Below are 14,689 nucleotides of genomic sequence, written 5' to 3'. Positions count from 1 at the left end.
CATCCGGATTATGATACCCGCCTTTGCGCTGTCTTTTTCTACTGCCGGAATTTCCTTGCACCACTTTTCCGACGGAGAATGGTTTTGCATTGGCGAGGTCCCACTGGATGTTGAGGACCTGAACGCCGAAGTAAACGCGCTGCGTGACAAGGCGTTCGCCCTGGAAAACGAGTTGACGTGCAAACTGGTGCTGCCCGTAGATCAGGTCCGGTTTCTCAAAGTCGAAGCTGAAAGCGCCGACATCTCAGACCAACAACAGCGAGTTCAGTATGCGCTGACAGAAGCGACGCCATATTCGCTGGATGAGCTTGTCTATGACACTGAAACACAAGACGGGGTAACTTATGTTGCAGCTATGGCCCGTCAGACACTGGACGAGGCCCATACTTTCGCAAGCGAACACGGTTTCCGACCCATCCAGGTTACTGTACCAACCGACGAGCAAGAATATCCAAGAACACCTGAGTTTTTGGTCGAAGAAACCGCCGAGTCTGACGAAGACACTACACCAGTTCCGGTTCAGGAGCCGCCAGTTCACGCGATTGCCGATGGTGAAACGCCGACAGAGTTTCGGCCCGCAGCGCTCGCCGAACATGGCAGTCAAAGTCAGGGCGCTGAACGCAAGGTTTTGCCCGCTTATGCTATCCCAGCGGGTGCCGCAGCCGCTGTACTCGTGACCGCGATTGTGGCTTGGGCATTGATCAGCCCCTCGGAACAGCCTCAGGCGGAAATAGCGCAGACCGAACCGGCTGAAACTCAGCCTGTGCCAGAGCCACCAGAGGTCATCGCCGCACTACCTGAACCGGTAGAAGTTCCTGAAACCACTGAGGAGCCCGAACCAGCCGCAGCCCCGGAGCCCGAGCCAACTGAAGAAACAGAAACGGCCGAGGTTGCACCGATAGAGGCGCTTCCAGACACCAGTGACGGCCAAGAAACCGAACTTTCGGCGACGGACGCAGCGATCCTCGAGGCATTGAAAATCGCTCCGACAGTAGTTGAAGAGGTGGCGCGCGATCCTGAACCCGAACCAGAGCCGGAACAGGTACATGCAGGCGCACGGATTGTTACGCCCGAAGCCTTGCCAGATCCTGACTTACAGCAATCTGATGTTAAGTTTCTTGCCTCAATCGATAAGTCCGATCTTTCCCGGGATGCGGTAGCGCTGCCATTGGTCAGCACATACGGGGCAGATGAACCGTTTGACCAAGTCACTGAACCCAGCCCTGCAGGCCAACGCTTTGATTTGGACGAACGCGGGCTTGTAACAGCATCGGTTGAGGGCACGTTAAATCCGGACGGCGTGTTGGTTTACCTGGGTCGCCCTGCAAAAGTTCCACCGGAAGTCCCCGTTCGGTTTGAGCAGGAGCCAATCGAAGAAGAGCCTAGTTCCAGATTGGCCGAGCTGCGCCCCAACCCGCGCCCAGCCAACTTGATAGAACAATTCGAGCGCGCACAACTTGGTGGGCGCACACGCATCGAACTCGCCGGGGTGCGCCCAAAACAACGTCCTGAATCCCTGCAGCAAACACCCCAGATCGACGAGACACCGACTGCTCTTGCTGTGGTGGTGGCCCCTCGGCCAAAACCACGACCCGCTGGCTTGTCCAGACCGGCGCAGGCCAGTACCTCGAGTCTTGGATCGACGGCAGCAGTGCAGCCGCCCGCAGATGAGCCCGGCTCGTTCCAGCCAAAAGCGGTTTCACCGAAGATCCCGTCGTCAGCCTCGGTCGCGCGGCAGGCCACGATCGACAACGCGATAAACCTGCGCAAGCTGAACCTGATCGGCGTCTATGGCACACCGGCGAACCGTCGCGCACTGGTGCGTTTGCCCAGCGGCCGCTACAAGAAACTGAAGGTCGGAGATCGAATAGATGGCGGCAACGTCATCGCGATCAGCGACAGTGAACTTCGGTACCAAAAGCGCGGCCAGAACGTTACCCTGCGTATGCCCCGCAGTTAGCGGACGTGAAAAGGCGGCGCATGATTTCTGCACCGCCTCAGTCGTTTATAAAATTCCAGCGTCAAGCGGCTGAAATTTCACCACTTTCAATTTGCTCGCGTTCAATCGACTCAAACAGCGCCTGAAAGTTGCCTTCGCCGAACCCATCGTCGCCTTTTCGCTGAATGAACTCGAAAAAGATCGGCCCGATGACAGTTTTCGAGAATATCTGCAGCAGGATACGTGTTTCACCGCCGTCGAGTACACCCTCGCCGTCAATCAGGATGCCGTGTTTCATCATGCGATCCAGCGGCTCTTCATGGTCGGCGACGCGTTCTTTGGACATCGCGTAGTAGGCCTCATTCGGGCCTGGCATGAACTTTAGCCCTTTTTGGGCAATCGCGTCAGTGGATGCGTAAATATCTTCGCTGCCGACAGCGATGTGCTGAATACCTTCGCCTTTGTATTTCTTCAGGTACGAGACGATCTGCCCTGTTTCACCGCGATCTTCGTTGATCGGAATGCGAATACGACCGCATGGCGAGGTCAGAGCACGGCTGTAGAGGCCAGTGAACTTACCCTGAATGTCAAAGAAACGGATTTCGCGGAAGTTGAACAGATCACCGTAGAACTTGAACCACTTGTCCATATTGCCCTTGTAGACGTTATGCGTCAGGTGATCGAGATAGTAGAATCCGTCCCCACGTGGCTTGGATTGCTTGGTCCACGTAAATTCCTGATTATAGGGCGAAGTATCGTAGTACTGGTCGATGAAATAAATCAGCGAGCCACCAATGCCTTTGATGGCAGGCACGTCCATGGTTTTGTCCACGGCCTCATAAGGCTCGGCCCCTTTCGACACCGCATGCTCAAAGGCTTTCTGCGCATCCACAACACGCCACCCCATGGCAGGCGCACAGGGGCCATGCTCTTGCACGAACTTGGCCGCAAAACTATCGGGGTCGGCATTGAGAATGTATGTCACGTCGCCTTGCTGCCATAACTCGACCAAAGGCATATCCGTATGATGGCCGACTAATTCGAACCCCATCTTTGCAAAAAGTTCGCGAAGTTCCTGCGGTTCTGGATGTGCAAACTCGACAAATTCGAAACCATCCGTTCCGGCCGGGTTTTCAGGCGTAATCGCAGATTTCGGGGCATTGTGAGGGAAAGGACCCATGGCGTGTCTCCTCCATAACAGGAATTTCTTTGCTGATTCCAAAATATGTCTTATCAAGCGCTGTTTCTGCGCGTATTTTTCATGTAAACTAACTTCATACGCGATAATTCCGCATATTTATGAATATTTATGGAGAAACGCCGCATATGCTGGATTCCACTGACACGCGGCTGTTGTCAGCCCTCCAAAAGAACGCGCACCTGACCGCCCATGAGCTTGGCGAGATGCTGAACCTGTCTGCCAGTCAGGCCGGGCGTCGTCGCCAACGGCTTGAGACGGAAGGCTACATAACCGGATACACGGCGCGGCTCGATCCTTTGCGCCTTGGTCTTCAGGTACAAGGTTTCATTCAAGTGCATTTAGGCACCCATGGCCCAGAGCAATCCGAAAGTTTTGCCCGTATGGTCGACACCCGCCCCGAAATCACAAGCGCGTGGACGATGACTGGAGAAGCAGACTATCTGCTACATGTCTATTGCGACGATCTATCCGCACTCAATCGCTTGCTTCATCAGGTGATACTGCCGCATCCTGCCGTTGCACGCGTGCAAAGCCAAATCGTAATGGACCAACTCAAGCGCGACGCCCCGCTACCCACCTGACTCGAGCAAGAGGACACTATGGACGATTTCCTTTACCAGGCTTCGATCTATCTGGCGGCCGCCGTGATCGCAGTTCCGCTTTCAGCGCGCCTGGGGCTCGGGTCCGTGTTAGGGTATCTGGCCGCGGGCATTGTCATCGGGCCCATGTTCGGATTGGTCGGCGCGGAAACGGAAAGCCTGCAGCACGTGGCGGAATTCGGCGTGGTCATGATGCTGTTCCTGATCGGGTTAGAGCTTGAGCCGCGCGCATTGTGGGACATGCGAGACCGATTGTTGGGCCTTGGTGGGCTGCAGGTGCTGCTGTCCACCGCTGTCATTGCATGTGTGGCCATGTACGCAAGTCATCCCTGGTCTGTTGCGTTGGCGGTGGGGCTGACGCTGTCACTGTCATCCACCGCGATCGTCTTGCAAACCCTGTCCGAGAAAGGGTTGATGCAAACCAACGGCGGACGCGCCACCTTTTCTGTCCTGCTGACACAAGACATCGCCGTTATTCCAATACTGGCTTTGTTGCCCTTGTTGGCATTGCCCGCGATCCCGCAAATCAACAACGACGGCTCTATCGCACGCGGCGGCAAGGACTTGCATGATGCAGCCCATCACAGCCTATCACTGGTCGAGGGTCTTCCCGGTTGGGCGGTAACGCTGGTCACCATAGGGGCTATCGCGTTTGTCATTCTGGCGGGCGTTTACCTGACCCGTCCCCTCTTCCGTTTTATCCACGCGACCCGCCTGCGCGAAATGTATACCGCGCTGGCACTGATGATTGTGGTCGGGATTTCGTTTCTGATGACGCTTGTTGGCCTTTCCCCTGCCCTCGGCGCGTTTCTGGCCGGCGTGGTGTTGGCAAGCTCAGAATTTCGACATGAGATGGAAAGCGACCTAGAGCCTTTCAAGGGCCTGTTCCTCGGCTTGTTCTTTATCACAGTCGGTGCGGGAATAGATGTTGCGTATTTCTTCAACGACCCATTAGACCTGATTGGTCTGGCACTACTGGTGATCCTTGCTAAAGGTCTCATCCTGTTTTTGGTTGGGCGCGCGTTCAAGCTGCGGGGGCGCGACCATTGGTTGTTTACGTTGGGGCTGGCCCAAGCGGGCGAGTTTGGTTTCGTGTTATTGGCCTTCTCGACCCAACAGAATGTAATTCCGCCGGACTTGTCTCAAAAACTGTTGATGATCATCGCGCTGACCATGCTGATCACGCCGCTTTTGTTCATCATTTATGACCTTGTATCGCGGCGTATCCACGATAACTCACCCACACCAGAACCCGATGAGATCGACGAAAAGGGCCCGGTCATCATCGCTGGCATCGGACGGTTTGGACAAATCGTCAACCGTCTGGTTCAGGCGAGCGGCTTCAAAACCGTTGTCCTCGACCACAACATTGAGACAATCCAGCTTATGCGTCGTTTCGGGGTGAAAGGGTTCCTTGGCGACCCGACCCGCCCGGAACTGCTGCGGGCTGCAGGGCTGGAAAAAGCATCGGTTTTAGTCGCTGCGATGGATGATGCGAAAACCGTCACCCGGCTGGTCGGTTTCGCACGCCGTCAACGTCCAGACCTTCACATTATCGCCCGTGCACATGACCGGACCCATGTTTACGAGCTATATCAGGCCGGGGCGAATGACATCGTACGCGAGATGTTCGACGGCTCATTACGTGCCGGACGTTATGTTCTGGAGAATATCGGTCTTAGTGAGTATGAGGCCGCGCAGGCCGAACAGACCTTTTATCACCACGACCGGACAGCGGTGCGAGAGCTGGCTGAACTTTGGATTCCGGGCATGCCAACGGCCGAGAATAAAAAATACATCGAACGCGCACGCCAACTTGAGAAGGATCTGGAAACCGAGCTGTTGGAACTGGCCGAGAAACATGCACAAAAGTCGGCCTGACCTCTGATCGGTCAGGCCAAACGGTTTAACCGTCCGAAACGCCCGCCTCTGCGTAGGTCGCCATGCCTGAATGGCAGGCGACAGCGCTTTTTAGGATGTTGATCGCCAACGTTCCGCCCGACCCCTCGCCCAGACGCAGGCCCAGGTTCAGCAACGGCGTTTTACCAAGCTTATCCAACACGGCCCCATGAGCCCCTTCGGCACTTTGATGGCCTGCGACGGTGTGATCGAGTGCGGTGGGTGTCACATCTGCAAGGCAAGCTGCAGCGGCCGAACAAATGAAACCATCCAACAGGACCGGTATCCGCAAAACGCGCGCAGCTGCAATTGCTCCGGCCATGGCGGCAATCTCGCGACCGCCAAGACGGCGCAGAATTTCCACTCCGTCACCTGATCCGGCATGAAGCGCAACACCTTCCGCCACGACGCGGGTCTTGTTGGCCAGACCGGCATCATCCACCCCGGTTCCGCGCCCGGTCCAGTCGGCAGCCTCGCCCCCAAACAGGGCGCAAGCGATAGCCGCGGCAGGTGTCGTATTACCGATCCCCATCTCGCCAACCACCAAGAGGTCAGCGTTTGTATCCACGGCGTTCCAACCTGTACGGAGCGCGTCCAGCAGCTCGACCTCGGTCATCGCAGGGCCAGCGGTGAAATCCGCCGTGGGTCGATCCAATTCCAGCGCGTGAACATCCATCTTTGCGCCAGCAGCCTTGGCCAGCTGGTTGATTGCCGCCCCGCCATGTTCGAAATTCATCACCATCTGGACTGTTACTTCCGGCGGAAATGCCGAAACGCCTTGCGCAGTGACGCCGTGGTTCCCGGCAAAGACAATCACCTGAGGCGCTTTGATTTGAGGCCGCGCATCTCCGCGCCAACTGGCATACCAAATTGCCAGATCTTCCAGACGCCCCAACGCCCCAGGCGGCTTGGTCAACTGACCGTTGCGACCAGTGGCACCTTGCAAGGCGCTATCATCAGGGCCGTCAGCCTGTATCAGGGCATCTCGGAAGGAATTCAGATCGTTAAGTTCAGGCAGCATCCAAAGCCTCGTTGCATCAGAGTGGTCCTGTGTGTTTAACCGAAGCAACTAAACCAACAAGACCCCGAAAGGCGCGGAAGTGCTAAAAAACGACACGAGGTTCATTTCCCGTTGGGATATCCCGCTGGCGCTGGTCCTGTTAACCCGACTTCCCATACCGCGTTTGCCTGAGCCTGTCTTTTCACGTCAGGCCCGCGCGGCATGGGCTTTTCCATTGGTTGGGCTTGTAGTGGGCCTGCTGGGCTGTGCCGCGGCCTGGCTTGTACTGTTTGCCGGATTGCCTCCGATCGTCGGTGCTGTCGTTGCGGTCGCGGTGCTTATCATCACAACCGGTGCCATGCACGAGGATGGTCTGGCCGATACGGTAGATGGCTTTTGGGGTGGTTTCACGCCAGCTCGGCGTTTGGAAATCATGAAAGATAGCCATATCGGGACATATGGTGTTCTGGCCCTGGTGCTGTCGCAACTGCTGCGCGTCGCCCTAGTTTGGACCCTGCTGACAGCCGGTGATCTGGGCGGCATTCTGGCGGCCTGCGTTCTGTCACGCGCGGTGATGCCGGTTTTGATGACAGCACTTCCAAACGCACGCCAGTCAGGGCTGAGCCACTCAGTCGGAGCCCCAACCACTGCGGCAGCGCTTGTGAGTTTAGGGATTGCTTTGCTTTTGACCTTCCTTCTGCTTGGCATAAGCACATTTTGGGTCATTCTGTTTGGATCAATACTCGCTTTCGCGATCGCCATAGTCGCGAAAACAAAGATTGGCGGACAAACTGGCGATGTCTTGGGGGCCTCGCAAGTCTTGTCTGAGATCGCCATCCTCATGGTCATCGCAGCACAGGGTTAAGACGCCCCTCCCGTTTCGATCCGAATGGTCGCGCCGCAGTGTTTGCAGTGCACGGCATCCGGATCATGGCGAAACAGCCCACAGCTTGGGCATTTGTGGCGTACCTTCTGAGGCATGAAAATGGCTTGCGCCAAACGCACAAAAAGCGCCACGCCCACGACCATAATGAAAACCGAAAACAACTTGCCGCCCGGCGTGGCAAGAGTGATGTCGCCAAAACCCGTTGTCGTAAGCGTTGCCATCGTGAAATAGAGCGCGTCGATATAGGCTGTTTGGCTGTGTTCGGGGATAAAAAACACCAGTACTGCGGTCGAGGTCACAAAGACGAAGACCAACAGGTTGATCGCAGCGATCACCGCGTCCTCATGCGTTCGGAAAAACTCGCTGTCGCGCCGTAAATCTCGCAGCAAATGATAGGAATGGATCAACCGCAGCGCACGAAGGATACGTAGAAACGCCAGGTTTCCCGACAAGAGCGGATCAAGCATCAAGGATATAATGACCACCAAATCCGCCAACGTGTAGATTTTGAAAAACAGCTTCCAGCGATCCTTAGCAATCCACAAGCGGGCCGAAAAATCCATCAGGATCAGAAGGCCTACAACCAGGCTGGCAATCGTAATGCCGGGGCCATGCGGGATATGCGCGGTTGAAATGAAGAATATGATTGTAACCGCATCGAACAGGATCAAACCGTACCTGAACCAGACGCAGACAGGGTCATGCGCGACGTAAAGATACTTGAGATTTTGTTTTAACTTATCCATGTACCCGCCTTGGCTGGCAGCAAAAATACCTTCAAACGCCGGACTTACCAAGCGACCGGCGACAAAAAAGGCCGCCCCTTTTCAGGAACGGCCCGAATTGCATAAATGCCTGAATATCAGGCGGCGCGAGAGGTCAGAACCTCATCTACTTGCTTAGCGGCCGAGACTTCACCCGCACCGGAAACGGCGGCAACTTCGCGTGTCAACCGCTCAAGCGCTGCTTCATAAAGCTGACGCTCGGAATAGCTCTGCTCGCGCTGATCATCGGTGCGGTGCAAGTCACGTACGACCTCAGCGATCGAAATCAGGTCGCCGGAGTTGATCTTTTGCTCATATTCCTGCGCACGGCGGGACCACATAGCGCGCTTCACCTTGGCCTTGCCCTTCAGCGTCTTCATCGCCTGACTGATAACGTCGGGCGAGCTGAGCGACCGAAGGCCCGATTCTGTAATCTTGTTGGTTGGGACCCGCAGGGTCATTTTGTCTTTCTCAAAAGAGATCACGAACAGCTCAAGCGAAAATCCCGCGACGTCCTGCTCTTCGATCGAGATGATCTGTCCTACGCCATGCGCAGGATAAACAACGTAATCGTTTGGGCGGAACTCAAGCTTTTTCGACTTAGACATACAGGTTCATCCTTAGTTAAACGAGGTGGGCAAAGACAACAAAACACACCGGCCCGCGCCAAAATCGGCTCGGTCAGGCGGCTGTCTTGTCAAAAAATCACAACTCCAAAGCGTTCATACTTACGGAGTACATCCCCAACTCAGTCATCATTCAGCTACTGAGTATATCACAAAAATGCGACATACGAAAGCAGAACCCGTCAAACCCGGGTTTAATCCATTTCGAAACAACCGCTTACGGCGCTTTTCTCCGTTCAGCGGAAAGTTTTGGTTAGGCGAATCGCTTAACCGCCCTCACCCGGTGCTTCAGAGAAATATTTCTCCATCTTGCCCTCTTCACCATCACGTTCCTCGGCCTCGGGCAGCGGATCTTTCTTGGTGACGATCACGGGCCACATTTCCGAGTACTTCCGGTTGAACTCGACCCACTGATCCATTCCAGGTTCAGTATCGGGGCGGATGGCGTCTGCGGGGCATTCCGGTTCGCATACACCACAGTCGATGCATTCATCTGGATGGATGACCAGCGTATTCTCACCTTCGTAGAAACAGTCCACAGGACACACTTCAACACAGTCGGTGTATTTGCAGCCAATGCAGTTTTCGGTGACAACATAGGTCATGGTGAGTTTCCCGTTTGCGCTTTGGGCGTCTAGCTAAATCAGTATGGCGTCGGCTTCAAGATATGATCAGCTATCTTGAATGCGAGAAAGATCAAGCGCGCGCCGATCTTTCTTTGTCGGACGACCTTTTCCCCCAAACCCCGGATTTGGCGGAGGCATGTCCTGCTTTTCGGTCAAATCCGAATAAAGTGTTTGCGCCTCGGTCGCTGGTCCGCGTCGTTCGCCCAGTTTTTCAACGCGAACAACCCGCACGATCCGCCCTTGAGGGAACGTTAATACATCCCCCGGCCCCACCGCTTGAGAAGCTTTCAGGACCCTGTTGCCATTAACACGCACATGGCCTGCAGTGACCTGCTTGGCGGACAGGCTGCGGGTCTTGAAGAACCGCGCCTGCCACAACCACTTGTCGATCCGCAGCTTGGCGTCCGCCATCCGAACTTAATTGCCGTCCTTCAACCCCATAAGCGCAGCCGCAAATGGGTTGTCGGGATCAATGGCTTTCTCTTTCTTGGGCGGACGGGACGAGAAGGACTTGGCGCCTTGCGGTTTGCCGCCCTTATTGCCGTGCGGTTTTCCGCGCCCCTGCTGAGGTTTGCCACGCGGTTTGCCCTTGCCCTGCCCGTGTTCACGGCGAGGGCCACGGTTCTGCTGTCGCTGACGGCCCCAAGTGAAGGTATAGAAAACCTCGACCTCGGGCTCTTCACTGGCCGGAGCCTCGGCTGCCGCCTCGGTGCTTTCGGTAGCCTCAGCTGACGCCTCGGCGGGCGCTGCGACCTCTTCCACCGGTGCTTCCGGTGCTGGGGTTTCTTCGGCGGCAGCTTGTTCAACCGCGTCTGCCGAAGGCGTTTCTGCGGGCGTCAATTTGATTTTTTCTCGCTCGCCGCGCTCGGCCTTGTAACCCAGACCCTGCATCAGATCGGCGAACTGATCCAAAGTCATACCGGTGATCGACAGCATATCAGCCTTGGCTTCGAAACCACCCCGACTGTCCTCAGCCCGCAACATATCGGCAAGCCGTTCCAGCATGTCGATACGGATCGAGCGATCGCCCGCATCACGGTACCCGCACATGGTGTCGTAACCTTGTGGCGCATCTTTGGCCACCGGGACAGTAACGAGGCCCGGAGGGGGTGCCTCAGGGAATTCCTGAAGGCCACTCGACAACGCCCAAAGAACCAGGCGCAAACGCGTTGGTGCAGGTTTCAGCAGCAGCGGCATAAAGATCGTGAACTGGCCGAACCGGATACCGTGCTTACGTAGAGCACCCCTAGCATCCTGATCCAGATCTTTGACCTCTTGCGCGACCTGTGCACGCGGCAGCACGCCCAGCGCCTCAACCATGCGGAAGGCAAATCCTTTGGCCAGCCCGGCGAGTTCTTCATCGCGAGACAGGTTCAGCAGCGGCTCGAACAGCGCGGCGATCTTGCGGTCGATGAAATGCTGCAACCGGCGCTGCACTTTCTGTTCGACATCGGGGCCTGCGGCCTCGTCCACAAAAACCTCAACCATGGGCTTCAGAGGCTCAGCACCGGCGACCAGTTTGCCGACTGCATATTCGCCCCACATCAGGCCGCCTTGTTCAGTGAAATCTATTTCAGTATCGGGCGCATTGTAGAAACGGTCGGCACGCAGATGAAATTGCGGCGCGAGGGCTTGCAAGGACGCCGATTTCAAAGCTTTCGCCTCGGTCCCATGCGCAGCCTTGTCCGGAATGAACCGGAACCCTTCAAGACGACCGACGAATTCACCCTCGACGGTCACTTCACCCTTATCATTTACTTCGGCCAAAAGGGCCTCCTTCTGTTTGAGCCGGCGCAGCAATACGGATGTGCGCCGGTCCACAAATCGCTGTGTCAAACGATCGTGAAGAGCGTCTGACAATCTGTCTTCTACAGTGCGCGTTTCCTCGCGCCAATGGGATTCGTCACGCACCCAACCGTTTCGTTGCGCAACATATGTCCAGGTGCGAATATAAGCCAACCTTTTGGAGAGTGCATCTATATCCCCGTCGGTGCGGTCAATCCGGCGGATTTGCCGCGCCATGAAGTCATCCGGGACCGAGTTCCGCTCGTGTAGGTGGCCGAAAATGACCTCCAGTAGACTGGCGTGTTCTGAATGGCTGATGCCCCGGAAGTCAGGGATTCGACACACATCCCACAATAAACGGACGGATTGGGGATCGCTCGCGCGCGCCATCACCTCGGTTACCTGAGACAGAGACTTCAGCACGTTCAGGTCGTCGGCCGGACGCGCCTTGATCAGGTGTTCGTTTTCAGGACCAACCTCAAGCGAGTCGATCAGCGTCTCGATCGAACCAAACCGCAAGGCAGCATTTCGCCAGTTTAGCTTTTTCATCGGCGTAAAGCGGCTGTCCATGATTGCCTGTGCGACGCCATCATCCAGCGGTGGGGCCTCACCGGTGACGCCAAACGTGCCATCAGACATTCCGCGACCGGCGCGACCTGCGATCTGAGCCAGTTCATTTGGCGCCAAAGGCCGCATCCGTCGACCATCAAATTTGGTCAGGGATGAGAACGCCACATGATTCACATCCAGGTTCAGCCCCATACCGATGGCATCCGTAGCGACCAGATAGTCCACCTCGCCATTCTGATAGAGGTCTACTTGCGCGTTCCGAGTGCGCGGGCTGAGCGCCCCCATCACCACAGCCGCCCCACCCTTTTGACGGCGCAGCAGTTCCGCGATGGCGTAAACACTGTCGACCGAGAACCCGACTATGGCACTGCGCGGTGGCATTCGGCTGATTTTCTTGGACCCGGCATAGACCAGTTGCGACATCCGCTCGCGCCGCACGAACTGTGCCTCGGGCACAAGGGCTGCAATCGGGCCGCGCATGGTGTCCGAGCCCAGAAACAGCGTTTCGTTCGTGCCACGGGACCTTAACAGGCGGTCCGTAAAGACATGGCCTCGTTCAGGGTCGGTACAAAGCTGAATTTCGTCGATGGCGACAAAGTCGGCCCCCATGCCTTCGGGCATAGCTTCAACCGTGCAAACCCAATACTGAGTTCGGGGTGGCACGATGCGCTCTTCTCCGGTAACCAGCGCGACCACGGATGGACCACGAATAGCGACAATCTTGTCATAGACCTCGCGCGCCAAAAGGCGCAGCGGCAGACCGATGACACCGGTCCGGTAGCCCAGCATCCGCTCGATCGCGTAATGGGTTTTACCTGTATTGGTTGGGCCAAGTACGGCCACGATTCGGGATGACCCGCTCACCTTTGCCCCCTGCCTTGGCTTCTCAGAGGGCTGATCCCTCGACCGATGGCTTAAGTCGATTCACCGCATTGGTTAATTCTTCGTGATGGGGATGTATAGCCAACGCACGCTCATACGCCGCAAAGGCTTTGTCCGGCTGACCAATGATCTCAAAAATCAGACCTAGCCCGTATATGGCTTCGTAATGGTTCGGGTTCAGCGTCAAAGCGTATTCCAGATCGGCAGCCGCCAATCCAAAACGCTCGACTCCAAAGAAGGCCGACGCACGCATGTGCCAACCTTCAGCGAAGTCCGGCGCGTGGTCTGTCAGTGCCGTAAGATGTTCTATCGCGGCTTTCGTATCCCCATCATCCAATGCGTCGCGGCCGCGCTCTAGCAGCAGGTCAGCCGAAGCAGAACCCGAAAGCGACCACAGCGACTTGAGCTGACGGTCGATGCCAATTGCTTGTTCCGGAGTTGATTGGGCCAGTTGCTGCAATAGCTCAGCTTCGTCCCTCGAATCCGCCTGTTGCGCGGAAGAAGGCATGGAAAACATCACTACGGCGACAAGTGCCGCAACGATACCTTTGAGATTGGTGCTTGCAATGCTCATAACAACGGTCAGTGTAGCGTAGCGTATCGGGATGTCCATTCCCGACGCTCAAATCAAAGTGAGGAAGAACATGAGCGACACTCTGGAAAAAGCGGCAGCGGCTCTGAACGAAAAACTGGCCGACAGCGGCTTTGGTGCATCCGCCAAGTTTGCCATTGAAGGTCTGGGCGCGATTGTGCTGGACGGCGCAGGTGCGCGGGTCAGCGATGAGGAAGCAGACGTCACCATGAGCGCGGACGCAGATACGTTCGAGCAAATCCTCAGCGGCGAACTGAACCCCACAGGTGCGTTCATGTCTGGCAAACTGACGGTGGACGGCGACATGGGTGTTGCCATGCAACTGGCATCGGCGCTGGCCTGATGGAACTGACGCCGGCCCCCTTTTTTGAAGACTTGGCCGGCGTACCCGCCGGTGGACAGGCCCATTGGCTGCACACCGCTGACGGTATTCGTATTCGTGCGGGACATTGGTTGCCGCAAGGTGAAAGCCGGGGCACTGTTCTGATGTTTCCCGGACGCACCGAATACATCGAGAAATACGGAGACGCGGCAAATGAATTCGTTGGCCGCGGCTTTGCGTTCATGGCGATCGACTGGCGCGGTCAAGGTCTGGCTGACCGCCTGCTGGACGACCCTCGCGTCGGTCATGTTGAAAAGATATCCGACTACCAGAAAGACGTGCAAGTCGTGCTGGATCTGGCGGCCGAGCTTGGATTGCCGAAACCTTGGCACGTCATTGGCCACTCGATGGGCGGTGCAATCGGATTGCGAGCGACGCTTGAAAACGATTGTTTCGCAACTTGCGCCTTTACCGGCCCGATGTGGGGTATTTTCTTCACTCCGTTGATGAAACCCCTCAGCCGGTTAACTGCGTATTGGGGTCCTCGGTTCGGACTGGGTGAGAAAACACCTCCGACGACCAGCCTTGAAAGCTATGTGCTGTCCCAACCTTTCGAAGGCAATGTGCTGACGCGTGACCCGGAAATGTACAAAATGATGCAGGACCAGCTGACCGCCTGCCCGGAGCTGGCCTTGGGTGCACCGTCGACGATCTGGCTGCGCGAGGCGTTGGACGAATGCGCCTGGTTGATGGAGCAAACCGCACCGACCATACCCTGCCTGACATACCTTGGGACCCACGAACAAATCGTGGACCGCAAAGCCATTCGCGCGCGCATGGCGAACTGGCCAAGTGGCACTCTGGTTGAAATACCTGATGGCGAACACGAGGTTTTGATGGAACCCCCCAACGTTCGCGGCCCGATTTTCGACCAATTGACTGCGCATTTCCTGACTGTCCAGCCCGAGCAATCAAGCGAACCCGCTATCCCGGGATAA

14 protein-coding genes are annotated in these 14,689 nt (G+C 56.4%); 6 read left to right on the top strand and 8 right to left on the bottom strand.

Going from position 1 to position 14,689, the window contains the following annotated elements; translation table 11 throughout:
* Positions 1-10 precede the first annotated feature (10 nt).
* Complete coding sequence (locus tag ACR0BD_RS11065; RefSeq protein ID WP_480830409.1) at positions 11-1,960, top strand: hypothetical protein; 1,950 nt, start codon at positions 11-13, stop codon at positions 1,958-1,960.
* A gap of 61 nt (positions 1,961-2,021) precedes the next feature.
* Here ACR0BD_RS11065 and hppD read toward each other — a convergent pair whose 3' ends face one another.
* Positions 2,022-3,119 (bottom strand): 4-hydroxyphenylpyruvate dioxygenase, encoded by a 1,098-nt coding sequence (gene hppD / locus ACR0BD_RS11060; RefSeq protein ID WP_480830407.1) that lies wholly within the window; start codon positions 3,117-3,119, stop codon positions 2,022-2,024.
* Between the two features lie 146 nt (positions 3,120-3,265).
* On the opposite strand from hppD, the gene ACR0BD_RS11055 reads away from it, so the two are divergent.
* On the top strand, positions 3,266-3,721 hold the full coding sequence (locus ACR0BD_RS11055; protein WP_480697617.1) for an Lrp/AsnC family transcriptional regulator: 456 nt from the start codon (positions 3,266-3,268) through the stop codon (positions 3,719-3,721).
* A gap of 18 nt (positions 3,722-3,739) precedes the next feature.
* On the top strand, positions 3,740-5,620 hold the full coding sequence (locus ACR0BD_RS11050; protein ID WP_480830406.1) for a monovalent cation:proton antiporter-2 (CPA2) family protein: 1,881 nt from the start codon (positions 3,740-3,742) through the stop codon (positions 5,618-5,620).
* A 25-nt stretch (positions 5,621-5,645) separates the two neighbouring features.
* Here the strand turns inward: ACR0BD_RS11050 and cobT are convergent, their stop codons facing one another.
* Entirely contained in the window at positions 5,646-6,659 is a 1,014-nt protein-coding gene (gene cobT / locus ACR0BD_RS11045) for a nicotinate-nucleotide--dimethylbenzimidazole phosphoribosyltransferase (protein ID WP_480830404.1), read from the bottom strand.
* 79 nt (positions 6,660-6,738) lie between these two features.
* On the opposite strand from cobT, the gene cobS reads away from it, so the two are divergent.
* Entirely contained in the window at positions 6,739-7,503 is a 765-nt protein-coding gene (cobS, locus tag ACR0BD_RS11040; protein WP_480830402.1) for an adenosylcobinamide-GDP ribazoletransferase, read from the top strand.
* On the opposite strand, the gene ACR0BD_RS11035 is transcribed toward cobS, so the two are convergent.
* The 6 genes from ACR0BD_RS11035 to ACR0BD_RS11010 all read right to left on the bottom strand — a co-directional run bounded on the left by ACR0BD_RS11035 (position 7,500) and on the right by ACR0BD_RS11010 (position 13,390).
* Positions 7,500-8,270, bottom strand: a complete 771-nt coding sequence (locus ACR0BD_RS11035) for an ion channel (protein WP_480830400.1) — start codon at positions 8,268-8,270, stop codon at positions 7,500-7,502. The genes cobS and ACR0BD_RS11035 overlap by 4 nt on opposite strands.
* Positions 8,271-8,386: 116 nt before the next feature.
* Positions 8,387-8,896 (bottom strand): CarD family transcriptional regulator, encoded by a 510-nt coding sequence (locus ACR0BD_RS11030; RefSeq protein ID WP_480697627.1) that lies wholly within the window; start codon positions 8,894-8,896, stop codon positions 8,387-8,389.
* 284 nt (positions 8,897-9,180) lie between these two features.
* Entirely contained in the window at positions 9,181-9,519 is a 339-nt protein-coding gene (gene fdxA / locus ACR0BD_RS11025; protein ID WP_171121124.1) for a ferredoxin FdxA, read from the bottom strand.
* Positions 9,520-9,585: 66 nt separating this feature from the next.
* Positions 9,586-9,951 carry an RNA-binding S4 domain-containing protein gene (locus ACR0BD_RS11020; RefSeq protein ID WP_480830398.1) on the bottom strand — a complete coding sequence of 122 codons (366 nt, stop codon included), beginning with the start codon at positions 9,949-9,951 and terminating at the stop codon, positions 9,586-9,588.
* 6 nt (positions 9,952-9,957) lie between these two features.
* A complete protein-coding gene (locus ACR0BD_RS11015) occupies positions 9,958-12,759 on the bottom strand; it encodes a helicase-related protein (protein ID WP_480830396.1) in 2,802 nt (933 codons plus the stop codon).
* Positions 12,760-12,781: 22 nt separating this feature from the next.
* Positions 12,782-13,390 carry a tetratricopeptide repeat protein gene (locus tag ACR0BD_RS11010; RefSeq protein WP_480830394.1) on the bottom strand — a complete coding sequence of 203 codons (609 nt, stop codon included), beginning with the start codon at positions 13,388-13,390 and terminating at the stop codon, positions 12,782-12,784.
* A gap of 31 nt (positions 13,391-13,421) precedes the next feature.
* Here ACR0BD_RS11010 and ACR0BD_RS11005 point away from each other — a divergent pair, with 31 nt between their 5' ends.
* Together ACR0BD_RS11005 and ACR0BD_RS11000 are read left to right on the top strand one after the other, a co-directional pair.
* Complete coding sequence (locus ACR0BD_RS11005) at positions 13,422-13,712, top strand: SCP2 sterol-binding domain-containing protein (RefSeq protein ID WP_480830392.1); 291 nt, start codon at positions 13,422-13,424, stop codon at positions 13,710-13,712.
* The gene (locus ACR0BD_RS11000; RefSeq protein ID WP_480830390.1) at positions 13,712-14,689 is read left to right on the top strand and encodes an alpha/beta fold hydrolase; all 978 of its coding nucleotides are present in this window, start codon (positions 13,712-13,714) and stop codon (positions 14,687-14,689) included. Before ACR0BD_RS11005 ends, ACR0BD_RS11000 begins: the two co-directional genes overlap by 1 nt.

Source organism: Ruegeria sp. G5 (assembly GCF_056533365.1).
This window is presented reverse-complemented; position numbering and strand designations above follow the sequence as displayed.

Coding starts and splice junctions, on each gene's coding strand:
- ACR0BD_RS11065 (WP_480830409.1), top strand. CDS start 11: ATGATACCCGCCTTTGCGCTGTCTTTTTCTACTGCCGGAATTTCCTTG.
- hppD (WP_480830407.1), bottom strand. CDS start 3,119: ATGGGTCCTTTCCCTCACAATGCCCCGAAATCTGCGATTACGCCTGAA.
- ACR0BD_RS11055 (WP_480697617.1), top strand. CDS start 3,266: ATGCTGGATTCCACTGACACGCGGCTGTTGTCAGCCCTCCAAAAGAAC.
- ACR0BD_RS11050 (WP_480830406.1), top strand. CDS start 3,740: ATGGACGATTTCCTTTACCAGGCTTCGATCTATCTGGCGGCCGCCGTG.
- cobT (WP_480830404.1), bottom strand. CDS start 6,659: ATGCTGCCTGAACTTAACGATCTGAATTCCTTCCGAGATGCCCTGATA.
- ACR0BD_RS11035 (WP_480830400.1), bottom strand. CDS start 8,270: ATGGATAAGTTAAAACAAAATCTCAAGTATCTTTACGTCGCGCATGAC.
- ACR0BD_RS11030 (WP_480697627.1), bottom strand. CDS start 8,896: ATGTCTAAGTCGAAAAAGCTTGAGTTCCGCCCAAACGATTACGTTGTT.
- fdxA (WP_171121124.1), bottom strand. CDS start 9,519: ATGACCTATGTTGTCACCGAAAACTGCATTGGCTGCAAATACACCGAC.
- ACR0BD_RS11020 (WP_480830398.1), bottom strand. CDS start 9,951: ATGGCGGACGCCAAGCTGCGGATCGACAAGTGGTTGTGGCAGGCGCGG.
- ACR0BD_RS11010 (WP_480830394.1), bottom strand. CDS start 13,390: ATGGACATCCCGATACGCTACGCTACACTGACCGTTGTTATGAGCATT.
- ACR0BD_RS11005 (WP_480830392.1), top strand. CDS start 13,422: ATGAGCGACACTCTGGAAAAAGCGGCAGCGGCTCTGAACGAAAAACTG.
- ACR0BD_RS11000 (WP_480830390.1), top strand. CDS start 13,712: ATGGAACTGACGCCGGCCCCCTTTTTTGAAGACTTGGCCGGCGTACCC.